Source organism: Vibrio sp. 1151_11, assembly GCF_029478525.1.
Classification (GTDB): Bacteria; Pseudomonadota; Gammaproteobacteria; order Enterobacterales; family Vibrionaceae; genus Vibrio; species Vibrio anguillarum.
Genome location: NZ_SHMN01000011.1, coordinates 128469 through 142647 on the forward strand (window position 1 = coordinate 128469; position 14179 = coordinate 142647).

12 protein-coding genes are annotated in these 14179 nt (G+C 45.5%); 3 read left to right on the forward strand and 9 right to left on the reverse strand.

The genetic code is table 11. The features are described 5' to 3' along the window. Positions 1-118 precede the first annotated feature (118 nt). Entirely contained in the window at positions 119-982 is an 864-nt protein-coding gene (znuA, locus tag EXZ60_RS10300) for a zinc ABC transporter substrate-binding protein ZnuA (protein WP_232473125.1), read from the reverse strand. A 99-nt stretch (positions 983-1081) separates the two neighbouring features. On the opposite strand from znuA, the gene znuC reads away from it, so the two are divergent. Further along, positions 1082-1864 carry a zinc ABC transporter ATP-binding protein ZnuC gene (gene znuC, locus EXZ60_RS10305; protein ID WP_094500349.1) on the forward strand — a complete coding sequence of 261 codons (783 nt, stop codon included), beginning with the start codon at positions 1082-1084 and terminating at the stop codon, positions 1862-1864. Beyond that, positions 1857-2636: a zinc ABC transporter permease subunit ZnuB gene (gene znuB, locus EXZ60_RS10310; RefSeq protein ID WP_013856353.1), complete on the forward strand. Its 780-nt coding sequence runs from the start codon at positions 1857-1859 to the stop codon at positions 2634-2636. Before znuC ends, znuB begins: the two co-directional genes overlap by 8 nt. Before the next feature lie 77 nt (positions 2637-2713). Here the strand turns inward: znuB and sucD are convergent, their stop codons facing one another. The 8 genes from sucD to sdhC all read right to left on the reverse strand — a co-directional run bounded on the left by sucD (position 2714) and on the right by sdhC (position 12322). Next, positions 2714-3586: a succinate--CoA ligase subunit alpha gene (sucD, locus tag EXZ60_RS10315; protein WP_013856352.1), complete on the reverse strand. Its 873-nt coding sequence runs from the start codon at positions 3584-3586 to the stop codon at positions 2714-2716. Beyond that, entirely contained in the window at positions 3586-4752 is a 1167-nt protein-coding gene (gene sucC / locus EXZ60_RS10320; protein WP_088729032.1) for an ADP-forming succinate--CoA ligase subunit beta, read from the reverse strand. Before sucC ends, sucD begins: the two co-directional genes overlap by 1 nt. Before the next feature lie 201 nt (positions 4753-4953). After that, positions 4954-6162 carry a 2-oxoglutarate dehydrogenase complex dihydrolipoyllysine-residue succinyltransferase gene (odhB, locus tag EXZ60_RS10325; RefSeq protein WP_088729033.1) on the reverse strand — a complete coding sequence of 403 codons (1209 nt, stop codon included), beginning with the start codon at positions 6160-6162 and terminating at the stop codon, positions 4954-4956. 30 nt (positions 6163-6192) lie between these two features. Beyond that, the gene (gene sucA, locus EXZ60_RS10330) at positions 6193-9003 is read right to left on the reverse strand and encodes a 2-oxoglutarate dehydrogenase E1 component (protein ID WP_170899968.1); all 2811 of its coding nucleotides are present in this window, start codon (positions 9001-9003) and stop codon (positions 6193-6195) included. Between the two features lie 89 nt (positions 9004-9092). Beyond that, complete coding sequence (locus EXZ60_RS10335; RefSeq protein WP_013856348.1) at positions 9093-9806, reverse strand: succinate dehydrogenase iron-sulfur subunit; 714 nt, start codon at positions 9804-9806, stop codon at positions 9093-9095. A gap of 15 nt (positions 9807-9821) precedes the next feature. Continuing rightward, positions 9822-11588 carry a succinate dehydrogenase flavoprotein subunit gene (gene sdhA / locus EXZ60_RS10340; protein WP_013856347.1) on the reverse strand — a complete coding sequence of 589 codons (1767 nt, stop codon included), beginning with the start codon at positions 11586-11588 and terminating at the stop codon, positions 9822-9824. Beyond that, on the reverse strand, positions 11589-11936 hold the full coding sequence (sdhD, locus tag EXZ60_RS10345; RefSeq protein ID WP_010318675.1) for a succinate dehydrogenase, hydrophobic membrane anchor protein: 348 nt from the start codon (positions 11934-11936) through the stop codon (positions 11589-11591). Beyond that, positions 11930-12322: a succinate dehydrogenase cytochrome b556 subunit gene (sdhC, locus tag EXZ60_RS10350; protein WP_010318676.1), complete on the reverse strand. Its 393-nt coding sequence runs from the start codon at positions 12320-12322 to the stop codon at positions 11930-11932. Before sdhC ends, sdhD begins: the two co-directional genes overlap by 7 nt. 396 nt (positions 12323-12718) lie before the next feature. Here sdhC and EXZ60_RS10355 point away from each other — a divergent pair, with 396 nt between their 5' ends. Then, positions 12719-14008, forward strand: a complete 1290-nt coding sequence (locus tag EXZ60_RS10355) for a citrate synthase (protein ID WP_017042719.1) — start codon at positions 12719-12721, stop codon at positions 14006-14008. Positions 14009-14179 lie beyond the last annotated feature (171 nt).

The following is a 14179-nucleotide window of genomic DNA, read 5'->3' on the forward strand; positions in this document are numbered from 1 at the left end:
ATAATTATCAAAACATTCTAACCAAAGATAAGGCTTTTTGAAGCTAAGAAAGCGACAATCTGTGAATCTTTATCCTAGATTTCAGTGCAGATCGTACAACATACAATACAGCGTACATCTATTGAGACAAACAAGTGTAAAAGTTGTTGCTCAGCTCATTTAACAGCTCAAAATAGCTGCCACTTTTCACTTTGATATCTGCGCCTAATGGATCAAGTACTCCTGTTTTGACCTCTGTACCACGAGTCACAGTATCAATTACTGCAGGAGTAAACTGAGGTTCTGAAAAGACACACTTTGCTTCATTATTAATAATGGAATTTTTAATGGTGATGAGCGTTTTAGCCCCCGGTTTTCTATCAGGACTAACGGTAAAATGGCCGAGGTTATTCAAATGGTATTGCTGTTCAAAATAGCCGTATGCATCATGAAAAACATAATATCCTTTATCACTAATTTTGCTCATCTTCTGCGTGATTGCTTGATGGGTTGAGTCTAATTGAGCTAAAAAGCGGACTAAGTTTACTTTATACTGCTCGGCATTAGCGCTATCACTTTTTACTAAACTTGCGGTAATCGCCGCTGCCACTTGCTTGGCTTGATCGGTTCCAAGCCAAAAATGTGGGTCATACATACCATGGTGATGCCCATCATGATCGTGTTGTTCGCCACTGAGCTCTCTCAGTATCAGGCCATCAATTTGGCTGATGGTCAAAACGTTGTGGTGACTCGCTAATGTCTTACTTAAGAATGGCTCAAGGTCTTTTCCATACCAAATCACTAAATCCGCCGCTCTGACTTTTTTAACATCAGAAGGGCGCAACGCATAGTCATGCGGTGAGGTATTTGCCCCCAGTAGTACTTCTGGTTCATTCACATCGAGAGTCAATTCATATGTAATCATCTGAATCGGCTTAATGCTGGTCAAAATGACCGTAGACCACGCCAAAGGCGATAATGTTATTAAGCAAAGAAGGAGCATAATCTGACGCAACATGATGGTTTTTCCATTCGGTATATAGCGTTAAAGGGAACGAAATGTTACATTATAACACTTCCGAATTGCAAATAAGTTCCATTCATGTCCAACTTAATTCAGCTGCAAGGCATTTGTGTCGAATTCAACAACCGCCGTGTTTTGGACAATGTCAGTATCAACCTAGAAAAAGGGAAGATTACCACACTGATAGGTCCTAATGGTGCGGGCAAGTCGACGCTCGTTAAAGTATTGCTCGGGCTACAGCCCGTCCATAGCGGAACCATGACGCGCGTAAAAAACCTTAAAATTGGTTATGTTCCTCAAAAATTAAAACTTAATGACGCGTTACCACTCCCCGTTCAACGATTTTTAAGTTTGGCCGGACGTTTTAGTCAACAAGAGTTACTAGACGCACTCAGGCTTGTCGGGGCCGAGCATCTTCTTGATTATGATATGCATAAGCTGTCCGGTGGTGAAACGCAACGGATTCTTATCGCCCGTGCATTGCTACAGCGCCCAGATATTCTAATTCTTGATGAACCAGCCCAAGGTGTTGACGTGCAAGGGCAAATTGATCTGTATGATCTTATCGATGCCATACGACATCGTTTCGGCTGTGGTGTCTTCATGGTCTCTCACGATTTGCATCTGGTGATGGCAAAAACGGATGATGTTATCTGCCTTCATCACCATGTTTGCTGTTTCGGTTCACCTGCAACGATTACTCAACACCCAAGCTATATCGCATTATTTGGTACACGCAATCGCGAAGCCTTAGCTTTTTACCATCACAAGCATCAGCATCATCACGACTTAGCAGGCCAACCTGTAAAAGGTGATGCAACTTGCTGTTCAAATCATTCACACGGTCACCATCATGATTGAATTTCTTCTTCCATCAATATTAGCAGGCCTTGGTATTGCCGTTATCGCAGGTCCCCTTGGGTCATTCGTGGTTTGGCGAAAAATGGCTTATTTTGGCGATACCCTCGCACACGCCTCGCTGATGGGATTGGCACTAGGCTTTTTACTTGATATCAACCTTTATCTTGCGTTGCTCGTTTGCTGTCTTGGGCTTGCAATCATTTTGGTTACTATGCAGAAACAGCAGCTTGTGGCGACAGACACTTTGCTCGGCATTCTCGCTCACAGCTCGTTATCCATTGGTCTCATTGCAGTAAGCTTCCTTGATAACGTTCGCATCGATTTAATGAGCTATCTCTTTGGCGATTTATTGGCGGTAAGTTTTACTGATTTAGCCTTCATTTGGGGAGGAGCAATTGCAGTAAGTGCACTGCTATTTCTTTTTTGGCGTCCATTACTTTCAACTACAGTGAACGAAGAACTTGCGTTTGTTGAGGGTATCAACGTTGATTTAATGCGTTTGCTGCTGATGCTATTGATTGGGGTGGTGATTGCACTCGGAATGAAATTTGTTGGTGCTCTGATTATGACATCGCTGCTGATTATTCCCGCGGCGACCGCTAGGCGACTCACAAAAACCCCAGAGCAAATGGCAATATTGGCTTCTTTGGTTGGCGCTTTAGCTGTGCTGGGCGGGCTAATCCTCTCGTGGCATTTTGACACACCTGCAGGCCCTTCGGTTGTCGTGACAGCTACAACGATGTTTATGTGCAGTCAACTTGTAAAACGCTAGTATCAAAACCTATTGAATCTAAAGTAAAAACCCCGAAACAAGGTTCGGGGTTTGTCTTCAAACTGAGGGAGGCGTGATTACCAACCCGTCACTTCACGCAATGCTTTTCCGATATCAGCAAGGCTTTTGACGGTTTTCACACCCGCGGCTTCAAGCGCTGCAAATTTCTCATCAGCTGTCCCTTTACCACCAGAAATGATAGCGCCAGCATGGCCCATCCGTTTACCCGGAGGCGCGGTCACACCAGCAATATAAGACACCACCGGTTTCGTGACATTCTCTTTAATGAATGCTGCGGCTTCTTCTTCGGCTGTACCACCGATCTCGCCAATCATCACAATCGCTTCAGTTTCAGGATCGTCTTGGAATAGTTTCAAGATATCAATGAAGTTAGAGCCCGGGATTGGGTCACCGCCGATACCAACACACGTTGACTGACCAAAGCCTTCATCTGTTGTTTGCTTAACGGCTTCATAAGTTAGCGTTCCTGAACGAGAAACAATACCCACTTTTCCTTTCTTATGAATGTGGCCTGGCATGATGCCGATCTTACACGCATCCGGTGTAATCACACCCGGACAGTTCGGACCAATCATACGCACACCAGTCTCTTCGAGCTTCACTTTTACGTCAATCATATCGGTAGTCGGTATACCTTCAGTGATCGTCACAATAAGTTCAATACCAGCGTCAATTGCTTCTAAAATAGCGTCTTTACAAAATGGTGCAGGTACATAAATAACGGTTGCCGTTGCACCCGTTGCTTTCACTGCGTCACGCACCGTATTAAATACAGGCAGACCAAGGTGAGTTTGACCACCTTTACCCGGAGAAACCCCACCGACCATTTGTGTACCGTAGGCAATCGCCTGTTCGGAGTGGAAAGTTCCCTGACCACCAGTGAAACCTTGGCAGATTACTTTGGTGTCTTTATTAATAAGTACCGACATTATTTACCCTCCGCCGCAGCAACAACTTTCTGAGCTGCGTCCGTTAACGACTCAGCTGCAATGATATCAAGACCAGAATTTGCAAGTACTCCGCGTCCTAATTCCGCATTTGTACCTTCCAAACGCACGACTACGGGAACCGTTACACCAACTTCTTTCACCGCACCGATAATGCCTTCTGCAATCATATCGCAACGTACGATACCACCGAAAATATTAACCAATACGGCTTTCACGTTGTGATCAGACAAAATGATTTTGAACGCTTCAGCAACACGCTCTTTGGTTGCGCCACCACCAACATCAAGGAAGTTTGCAGGTTTTCCGCCATGAAGGTTAACAATATCCATAGTGCCCATTGCAAGGCCAGCACCGTTCACCATGCAGCCAACATTACCATCAAGAGCAACATAGTTCAGTTCCCACTGAGCAGCATGAGCTTCGCGCTCATCTTCTTGTGAGAGATCGTGCATTTCGCGAAGTTTAGGTTGACGATAAAGTGCGTTTGAGTCGATGTTGATCTTGCCATCAAGGCACAACAAGTTCCCTTCAGCGGTGACAACTAATGGGTTGATTTCTAGCAATGCAAGATCATACTGGGTAAACATAGCGCCAAGACCTAGAAAGATCTTCACAAATTGCTTAATTTGGTCACCTTCCAAGCCAAGTTTGAAAGCAAGTTCGCGGCCTTGATAGGCTTGCGGACCAACCAAAGGATCAATCGCGGCTTTATGAATCAGCTCCGGAGTCTCCTCCGCTACTTTTTCAATTTCCACGCCGCCTTCTGTTGAGGCCATGAACACGACACGACGAGTCGCACGGTCAACAACAGCGCCTAAGTAAAGCTCATTCGCGATATTAGAGGCTTCTTCAACCAAAATTTTTGATACTGGCTGACCATTTGCGTCCGTTTGATAAGTAACCAGATTTTTACCTAGCCATTTTTGAGCAAACTCTTTGACACCATCTTTAGTGTCGTGCAACTCAACGCCACCCGCTTTACCGCGACCACCTGCATGCACTTGACACTTAACAACTTTCTTCGCTGTACTAATCCGACCCGCCGCTTCAAAAGCTTCTTGTGGAGTATCACAGGCATAACCTTCCGGTACAGGCAAACCGAATTCTGCAAACAGCTGTTTGGCTTGATATTCATGCAAATTCATTATGTTCTTCCGTTTGTTTATCCCTTAGGGGATTTATTATTTCCATAAAGCGGCAGCTATGCTGCGCCATATATCTGTAGGGTGCTTCTCAAATTAAGCGGCTGCAATTTATCCAAGAGGATAGCTTGTAGCTTTTTGCTTAAATGAAGGCTAGACGTGAGCATGCCTAGCCTTAAATTCACTGAACAACGTTCAGTGAGGTTACACATCCAGTAGCAGACGTGCTGGATCTTCAAGTAGCTCTTTTACTGTCACAAGGAAACCAACTGACTCACGGCCATCCACCAAACGGTGGTCGTAAGAAAGTGCTAGGTACATCATTGGTAAAATTTCTACTTTGCCATCCACAGCCATTGGGCGGTCTTGGATTTTGTGCATGCCCAATATGGCCGCTTGCGGCGGATTGATGATCGGTGTTGACATTAACGAGCCAAACACACCGCCATTCGTAATCGTGAAATTACCGCCAGTCAGTTCTTCAACCGTCAATTTGCCATCTCTTCCTTTGAGTGCAAGCTCTTTGATGCCCTTCTCAATTTCGGCAAGGCTTAGCGTATCGCAATCTTTAAGAACCGGAGTCACTAAGCCACGAGGCGTTGAAACTGCCATACTAATATCAAAATAGCTGTGATACACAATATCTTGGCCATCAATAGATGCATTCACTTCTGGGTAACGCTTTAACGCTTCTGTTACCGCTTTCACGTAGAAAGACATAAAGCCTAAACGAATACCGTGTTTCTCTTCAAACAGACCTTGATATTGCTTACGAAGATCCATGATAGGCTTCATGTTAACTTCATTAAACGTCGTCAACATCGCCGTGCTATTTTTTGCCTCAAGCAGACGCTCCGCAACACGTTTACGCAAACGCGTCATCGGTACACGTTTTTCACTGCGCGCCATCGCAACGACAGGCTCAGGTTGATTTGAAGCAACTGCTGACGCTGATTTTGCGGCCGCTAGATGAGCATCAATATCTTCACGCGTGATACGCCCACCCACACCAGAGCCTTTCACTTGGCTGGCTTCCAAACCATGCTCGGCGAGTAAACGGCGTACCGCAGGGCTAAGCGCATCATTCGTTTCGTCTGTCAGCGTGGCTTTGTGGCGTTTATCAGGAGACGGCTCTGTATCGTTGGTGGTATCTTTCGTCGGTTCACCTGCAACGGCACCGGGTTTCAATTTCGCCAATAACTGTTTCGAAAGCACCGTCGCACCTTCTTGCTCGATAATGGCTTCGAGAACACCCGCCTCAGGCGCTGGCACTTCAAGAATTACTTTATCAGTTTCAATCTCAACGAGTACTTCATCACGAGCGACGGCTTCACCTGGCTTTTTATGCCATGTCGCGACTGTTGCATCAGCCACTGATTCAGGTAGATCTGGAACCAGAATTTCAATTGTCATAATCTGTGTCTTCCTTTTACTTCTAGTTCGTTAAGCTAGGGTCAGAGCGTCTTCAACCAACGCTTTTTGTTGTTTCAAGTGTACCGACATATAACCAACGGCTGGTGATGCTGATGCAGGGCGACCTGCGTATTTCAGATCAGCACCGGCTGGAATGGCAGAACGGAAGTTATGTTGGCTACTGTACCAAGCACCTTGGTTTTGAGGCTCTTCTTGGCACCATACATAGTCAACAACATTAGTGTATTGAGCGATAACCGCTTCCACTTCTTCTTTCGGGAATGGATATAGCTGTTCAATACGGACGATAGCAACATCACCTTGTTCGTTATTGCGGCGCTGTTCAAGCAGGTCGTAGTAAACCTTACCAGAGCAGAACACAACACGTTTGACGTTCGCTGGGTTGAGATCGTCAACTTCGCCGATAGCCGGCAAAAACGATCCGTCAGCCAAGTCTTCCAGTGTTGAGATACATAGTGGGTGACGCAGCAACGATTTTGGTGACATAACGATCAATGGTCGACGCATTGGACGAACAACCTGACGACGCAGCATGTGGTATACCTGCGCTGGCGTAGAGGGAACCACCACTTGCATGTTTTGTTCAGCACACAGTTGCAAATAACGCTCTAGGCGTGCTGATGAGTGTTCCGGGCCTTGTCCTTCATAACCATGAGGTAGCAGCATGGTTAAACCACACAAACGCGCCCATTTTTGTTCACCGGAAGAGATGAACTGGTCAATCACAACTTGAGCTCCATTGGCGAAATCACCAAACTGAGCTTCCCAAATCGTCAAACCACTCGGCTCCGCTGTCGCGTAGCCATATTCAAAAGCTAGCACTGCTTCTTCCGACAAAACCGAATCCAATACTTCAAAAGGACCTTGTTTATCATGGATATTCGCCAATGGAATATAGGTACTTGCGTCACTTTGGTTATGCAATACCGAGTGACGGTGGAAGAAGGTTCCACGCCCAGAGTCTTGCCCCGAAATGCGGATTCGCTTTCCATCATCAACTAAGGTTGCATAAGCCAGCGTTTCAGCCATACCCCAATCGAGAAGCTTCTCTCCATTAACCATCGCTTGTCGGTCGGTATAGATTTTATCCACACGACTTTGCAGTTTATGGCTTTCTGGATACTGACAAATTCGGTTACCCAGCTCTTTTAAACGCTCAAGGTCAACTTTATTATTCCATGGCATATCCCATTCATGGCCAATATACGGTGACCAATCAACAGAGTGCAGTGCCATTGGACGCCACTCTTTCACCACGACTTCACCATGATCCAGAGCATCACGATATTCGTTGACTAACTGTGTGGCAATCTCAATATCAAACTCACCACGCTCTATCAAAACATCAGCATAAAGCTTACGCGGCGTAGGATGCTTTTTGATCTTTTGATACATTAACGGCTGAGTAGCATTGGGTTCATCGGCTTCGTTATGGCCGTGACGGCGATAACAAACCAGATCAATGACGACATCACGCTTAAATTCATTACGATAATCGAGTGCAATGCGGGTGACGAAAGCAACTGCTTCTGGATCATCAGAATTGACGTGGAAAATGGGTGCCTGAACCATCTTAGCGATGTCAGTACAATACATAGTCGAGCGTGTATCACGAGGGTTTGAGGTGGTAAAACCAACTTGGTTGTTAATAACAATACGTACCGTCCCTCCCACGCAATAGCCACGCGCTTGAGACATGTTAAATGTCTCGGCAACGACACCTTGACCAGCGATAGCAGAGTCACCATGAATCGAAATAGGTAGCACTGTCGAACCGTCTTCATCTCCCAATCGATCTTGTCGAGCACGAACTGAACCAATTACGACTGGGTTAACAATTTCAAGATGCGAAGGGTTAAATGCTAAGGCTAGATGCACATCACCGCCGGGTGTCGCAAAGTCAGCAGAGAAACCTTGGTGATATTTAACATCACCCGTTCCCCAGCTTTCACCATGCTTACCCGCAAACTCGTCGAACAGATCTTGAGGTTTTTTACCCAAGACGTTGACGAGCATGTTAAGACGACCACGGTGCGCCATACCAATCACAACTTCACGCATACCTGTGCTACCAGCATGACGGATCAACTCTTTCATCATTGGGATGAGCGCGTCACCACCTTCCAAAGAAAAACGCTTAGCACCGGGGAATTTCGCGCCTAAATAACGCTCAAGGCCTTCTGCGGCTGTCAATTCTTCGAGGAAAATTCGTTTTTCTTCTTTGCTGAAAGAAGGTTGACCAACGACTGATTCAAGACGTTGTTGTATCCAACGCTTTTGTTCAGTGTCGATAATGTGCATGTATTCTGCACCGATGGAACCGCAATAGGTTTTGTTGAGGGCTTGATAAATGTCTTTCAATTTCATTGTCTCTTGCCCGATAGCAAAAGAGCCGACATTGAAAGTTTCTTCGAAGTCACCTTCGTTAAGATTGTGGAACGCTGGGTCTAATTCTGCCACTAATGGGCGTTGCCATAAACCTAGGGGGTCGAGTTGAGCCGCTTCATGACCGCGAAAACGGTAAGCATTAATCAGCTGCAAGACTCTTACTTGCTTAGCATCGACATCTGGATCACTAACTTGGACATTGTAATGCTTTGTTTCTTTCGCGAGTCGTCGGAAGTAGTCACGGACACGTGAATGTGGCTGTTCAACCACATTGTCAGCTTGCGCAGGCAAGCCATCAAAAACACGTTTCCACTCCTCACTTACCAGATCAGGATCACTTAGATACAGTTCGTAGAGGTCCTCTACGTAAGTTGCATTGGCGCCAGCCAAGTGTGAAGACTCGAGCCATGCCTTCATCACGCCGTTGTGCATATTTTCCCTTAACCAGTAGTTTTCACGTTTGCTTCGGTCTATGCCGAGCTATAAAAGGCAGGTCCGAAGACCTGCAATTTTTATTCATTTTAAACCGAACGGTTCACAAGCATTGATTTGATATGTCCAATGGCTTTCGTCGGATTTAATCCCTTAGGACAAACACTTACACAATTCATGATGCCATGGCAACGAAAAACGCTAAAAGCATCATCAAGATTAGATAAACGTTCATCTGTTGCGGTATCTCGGCTGTCAATTAGCCAACGATAAGCCGCCAACAAACCTGCTGGGCCGATAAACTTATCCGGGTTCCACCAGAAAGAAGGGCATGAAGTTGTGCAGCAAGCGCACATAATGCACTCATATAAACCGTCTAAATGCGCTCGCTCTTCTGGTGATTGCAAGTTCTCACGAGCCGGAGGCAAGTTTCCGTCAGTCACAAGATAAGGTTTAACCTTCTCGTAATTTTCATAAAACTGGGCCATATCGACAATTAAATCACGGACGACTGGTAGCCCAGGCAGAGGTCGAATAACGATCGTGCCTTTGGCCAAAAGCGCGGATAATGGAGTGATACACGCTAATCCATTTTTACCGTTCATGTTCAAACCGTCAGATCCACACACCCCTTCACGGCACGAGCGACGAAAAGCAATGGTGGGATCTTGCTCTTTCAGCAAAATGAGTGCATCCAACAACATCATGTCAGAGCCCTCTTCGACTTCAAGCAGATAATCCTTCATGTAAGGCTTTTGATCGACATCCGGATTATAGCGATACAAAGAGAATTTCAATTTCATAATAGTGCCTTCTCCTTAGTATGTGCGCGCTTTAGGCGGAAACGCTTCACGATAAATTGGTTCCATATTTACGCTACGCTTCGACATGCTTTCAGTCTCAGGGTTGTAAATTGAATGGCATAACCAATTAGCATCATCGCGTTCAGGATAGTCAAAGCGAGCGTGGGCTCCACGGCTTTCGGTACGATAATTTGCAGCAACCGCGGTAGCAAATGCTGTTTCCATCAAGTTTTCCAGCTCTAAACACTCGATCCGTTGAGTGTTGAACTCGGTTGACTTGTCTGAAAGATGTGCGTTCTTCAAACGTTCACGAATCACTTTAAGCTCTTCAAGACCTTTAGCCATCGCTTCACCTTCACGGAACACCGAGAAGTTATTTTGCATACAACGTTGCAGATCTTTACGAATTTGCGCGGGATCTTCACCACCTGTACTGTTTTCCCAGCGGTTGTAACGTTCTAGCGATTTTTCAATGTCCGCTTCTGTGGCAGGTTTTGCGTCCGCTTGCTTTTTCAACGTTTCGCCCAAATGCAAGCCTGTTGCTCGGCCAAAGACCACTAAATCCAGTAGAGAGTTACCACCCAAACGGTTCGCGCCATGCACCGATACTGATGCAATTTCACCACACGCAAACAAACCTTGAACTTCCACATCAGCGCCTTTAGCATCTTGCTTAATCGCCTGACCTGAAACTTGAGTCGGTACTCCTCCCATCATGTAGTGGCAGGTTGGGATCACTGGAATCGGTTCTTTAACTGGATCGACGTGAGCAAACGTACGTGACAACTCACATACGCCCGGCAGACGAGATTCCAGAGTTTCTTTGCCAAGGTGATCCAGTTTAAGCTTGATATGCGGACCCCATGGACCATCGCAACCACGACCTTCACGGATCTCAATCATCATTGAGCGGGCTACTACATCGCGACCAGCCAAATCCTTCGCGTTTGGTGCATAACGTTCCATGAAACGTTCGCCATCTTTATTTAAAAGATAGCCACCTTCACCACGACACCCTTCCGTCACAAGAACGCCAGCACCAGCAATCCCTGTTGGGTGGAATTGCCACATTTCGATATCTTGCATCGGGACGCCAGCGCGGATAGCCATGCCCACGCCATCACCCGTATTGATGTGCGCGTTGGTGGTTGAAGCATAGATACGGCCAGCTCCGCCAGTCGCTAATACTGTGGCTTTAGATTTGAAATAACAAACTTCGCCTGTTTCCATACACAAGGCGGTACAGCCAAGTACTGCACCCTCTTCATTTTTCACTAAATCAAGTGCGTACCACTCAGAGAAAATCGTGGTCTTATATTTAATGTTTTGTTGATACAAGGTATGAAGTAGTGCGTGACCAGTACGGTCAGCGGCAGCAGCGGTTCGAGCCGCTTGTTCACCGCCAAAATTTTTGGATTGCCCACCAAATGGGCGCTGATAAATGGTGCCATTGTCAAAACGAGAAAAAGGCAAACCCATTTTCTCTAGTTCAATCACCGACTCTGGACCATTCTTACACATGTACTCGATAGCATCTTGGTCACCGATATAGTCGGAGCCCTTCACCGTGTCATACATATGTTGTTCCCAGTGGTCCTCATGCGCGTTGCCTAACGCAACGGTAATACCACCTTGGGCCGAAACCGTGTGAGAACGTGTTGGAAAAACTTTAGAAAGCAGAGCACAGGATAAACCTTGCTCTGAAATTTGCAGTGCTGCACGCATGCCTGCACCACCAGCGCCGATCACTACGGCATCAAATTCACGAACTGGAATAGTCACTTACGCACCCCACAATACAAATAAGCCAGAGAAGAAGTATCCAAAGAGCACTGCTATAACGACCAATTGCAGGCCACCACGCAATTTAGAACACTTAATGTAATCCGTTAATACTTGCCATAAACCGATCCAACCATGGATAAGGACAGAGACTAACGCCAGCATTGTGAAGACTTTGGTAAAGGTTCCACCAAAAAACTGTGTCCATGAAACATAGGAGATATCACCAGAGAAAGCACAGAAGCTGACTAGGTAGATAGTATAAAGAGTCATAATGATCGCAGAAGCACGGATCAGCAGATAATCATGCACTCCGTTACGACCAAAAGAAGAAACATGTTTTACCATACCAATACTCCCGCTAAAACTGAAAGCACTGCTGTTGCGATGAAGGCGACTTTGGCACTCATAGCCCCTGACTCCAACTCTTCAAAGTGGCCCAGGTCCATCAGCAAATGGCGTATACCACCTGCAATGTGGTAAGACAGCGCTGTTAAAATTCCCCATAAAATAAATTTTGCGAAAAAGCCATTCACAATGTTGCTGGCTTCCATAAAACCTACCGGAGAACTTAACGAGAGGGAGAGTAACCACAGCAAAATTCCGACCGCAACGAACATCATCACCCCAGACACTCGGTGTAGGATAGATGCAATCGCACTGATCGGAAAGTGAATGGTCTGTAAATCTAAATTAACAGGTCTTGACTTTCTTTCTTTCACGGGCTTGCTCACTCAGCTCCATTGAGCATTTATAGTTATAAATGAATTTTGGTTGTAAAACCCACAAAAGTTAACATTGTTTTAACATAAAAAGCCCGATATCGCGCAGTTAAATGTAATAATTCCGTTAACAACAAAGACAGAATGCAATACTAAAATACAGTTTCTAGCCTTTTATTTATAAGGTGTTCACCAAAATTTTCAGTGCCACTATACGGCTCGCAACATTCTAATACAATTGATGTAACAATTTTTGCTACACAGAACAGATTTTTAACTTTATATGTATAAAAAATCAAAACAAGTGCACACATCAGACGAGAAAAATTGACTTTAATTAAGAACACACGTAAAAAAATGTCACACAAACATCCTGGACGGATTAAATAATAAACAAAGGAGATTGTTATGGCAGATAAGAAAGCGACCCTTCATATTGAAGGTAAAGCGCCAATCGAGCTGCCGATTATGGATGGGACTGTAGGCCCACAAGTAATCGACGTTCGTAAACTAGGAGCCAACGGATACTTCACTTTTGACCCTGGTTTTCTTGCCACTGCATCTTGTGAATCTCAAATCACTTATATCGATGGCGAAAAAGGGGTGTTACTGCACCGCGGCTTCCCTATTGATCAATTAGCCAATAACGCTGATTACTTGGAAGTTTGTTATATTCTTCTTTACGGTGAAGCCCCTAATCGTAAGCAATATGAAGAGTTTAAACATACGGTGACGCGTCACACTATGGTTCATGAGCAAATCGCAAGTTTCTTCCACGGTTTCCGCCGTGACGCTCACCCAATGGCTGTAATGTGTGGTGTGGTTGGAGCGCTTGCCGCGTTCTACCATGATTCACTTGATATTAATAATGATATACACCGAGAAATAGCGGCTTACCGCCTACTCTCAAAAATGCCAACATTGGCGGCGATGTGCTACAAGTATTCTGTCGGCCAACCATTTATCTACCCGCGTAATGACTTGAGCTATGCCGAGAACTTCCTACACATGATGTTTGCAACGCCGTGTGAAGAGTATGAAGTGAATCCTGTGGTTGCACGCGCGATGGATAAAATTTTCACACTGCATGCCGATCATGAACAAAACGCGTCAACCTCAACGGTTCGCCTTGCCGGTTCTTCTGGTGCTAACCCGTTTGCCTGTATTGCGGCTGGCATTGCCTCGTTGTGGGGGCCTGCTCATGGGGGTGCTAACGAAGCCTGTCTGCGTATGCTAGAAGAGATAGGCAACGTTGATAACATTCCTGAGTATGTCGTCAGAGCAAAAGATAAGGATGATCCATTCCGCTTGATGGGTTTTGGTCACCGAGTTTATAAAAACTACGACCCAAGAGCGACGGTAATGCGTGAGGCTTGTCATGAAGTGCTCAAAGAGCTGAATATTCAAGACCCACTGTTAGATGTGGCGATGGAACTTGAGCGCATCGCGCTTTCTGACGAATACTTTGTTGAGAAAAAACTCTACCCTAACGTGGATTTCTACTCAGGCATTATTCTGAAGGCTATCGGTATTCCAATCTCTATGTTTACCGTTATCTTCGCAATGTCTCGCACTATCGGTTGGATTGCCCACTGGAATGAAATGCACAGTGATCCAGATAATAAAATTGGCCGTCCTCGCCAACTTTACACTGGCCAAAAAATGCGTAACTTTAAACCGTTACACGAACGCGAATAGCAACCCCAGCCATCGTACCTAATAGAAAAGAGCGAGTTCCCACTCTAATGCCGTTCACTTAAGAGTGAACGGCATTTTTGTTCTTAGCATACCGTTGTGGTCTAGGCTTAACTGTTCTAGGGAATGTTCTTTCCCTTCGCCCTTCAAGTATTAAGCTTTCAGCCATGTTGT

What these genes read in the sequence shown, in the direction of transcription:
- znuA (WP_232473125.1), bottom strand. Translation starts at nt 982, where the DNA reads ATGCTCCTTCTTTGCTTAATAACATTATCGCCTTTGGCGTGGTCTACG.
- sucA (WP_170899968.1), bottom strand. Translation starts at nt 9,003, where the DNA reads ATGCACAACGGCGTGATGAAGGCATGGCTCGAGTCTTCACACTTGGCT.
- znuB (WP_013856353.1), top strand. Translation starts at nt 1,857, where the DNA reads ATGATTGAATTTCTTCTTCCATCAATATTAGCAGGCCTTGGTATTGCC.
- sdhD (WP_010318675.1), bottom strand. Translation starts at nt 11,936, where the DNA reads ATGGTAAAACATGTTTCTTCTTTTGGTCGTAACGGAGTGCATGATTAT.
- EXZ60_RS10335 (WP_013856348.1), bottom strand. Translation starts at nt 9,806, where the DNA reads ATGAAATTGAAATTCTCTTTGTATCGCTATAATCCGGATGTCGATCAA.
- sucD (WP_013856352.1), bottom strand. Translation starts at nt 3,586, where the DNA reads ATGTCGGTACTTATTAATAAAGACACCAAAGTAATCTGCCAAGGTTTC.
- znuC (WP_094500349.1), top strand. Translation starts at nt 1,082, where the DNA reads ATGTCCAACTTAATTCAGCTGCAAGGCATTTGTGTCGAATTCAACAAC.
- EXZ60_RS10355 (WP_017042719.1), top strand. Translation starts at nt 12,719, where the DNA reads ATGGCAGATAAGAAAGCGACCCTTCATATTGAAGGTAAAGCGCCAATC.
- odhB (WP_088729033.1), bottom strand. Translation starts at nt 6,162, where the DNA reads ATGACAATTGAAATTCTGGTTCCAGATCTACCTGAATCAGTGGCTGAT.
- sucC (WP_088729032.1), bottom strand. Translation starts at nt 4,752, where the DNA reads ATGAATTTGCATGAATATCAAGCCAAACAGCTGTTTGCAGAATTCGGT.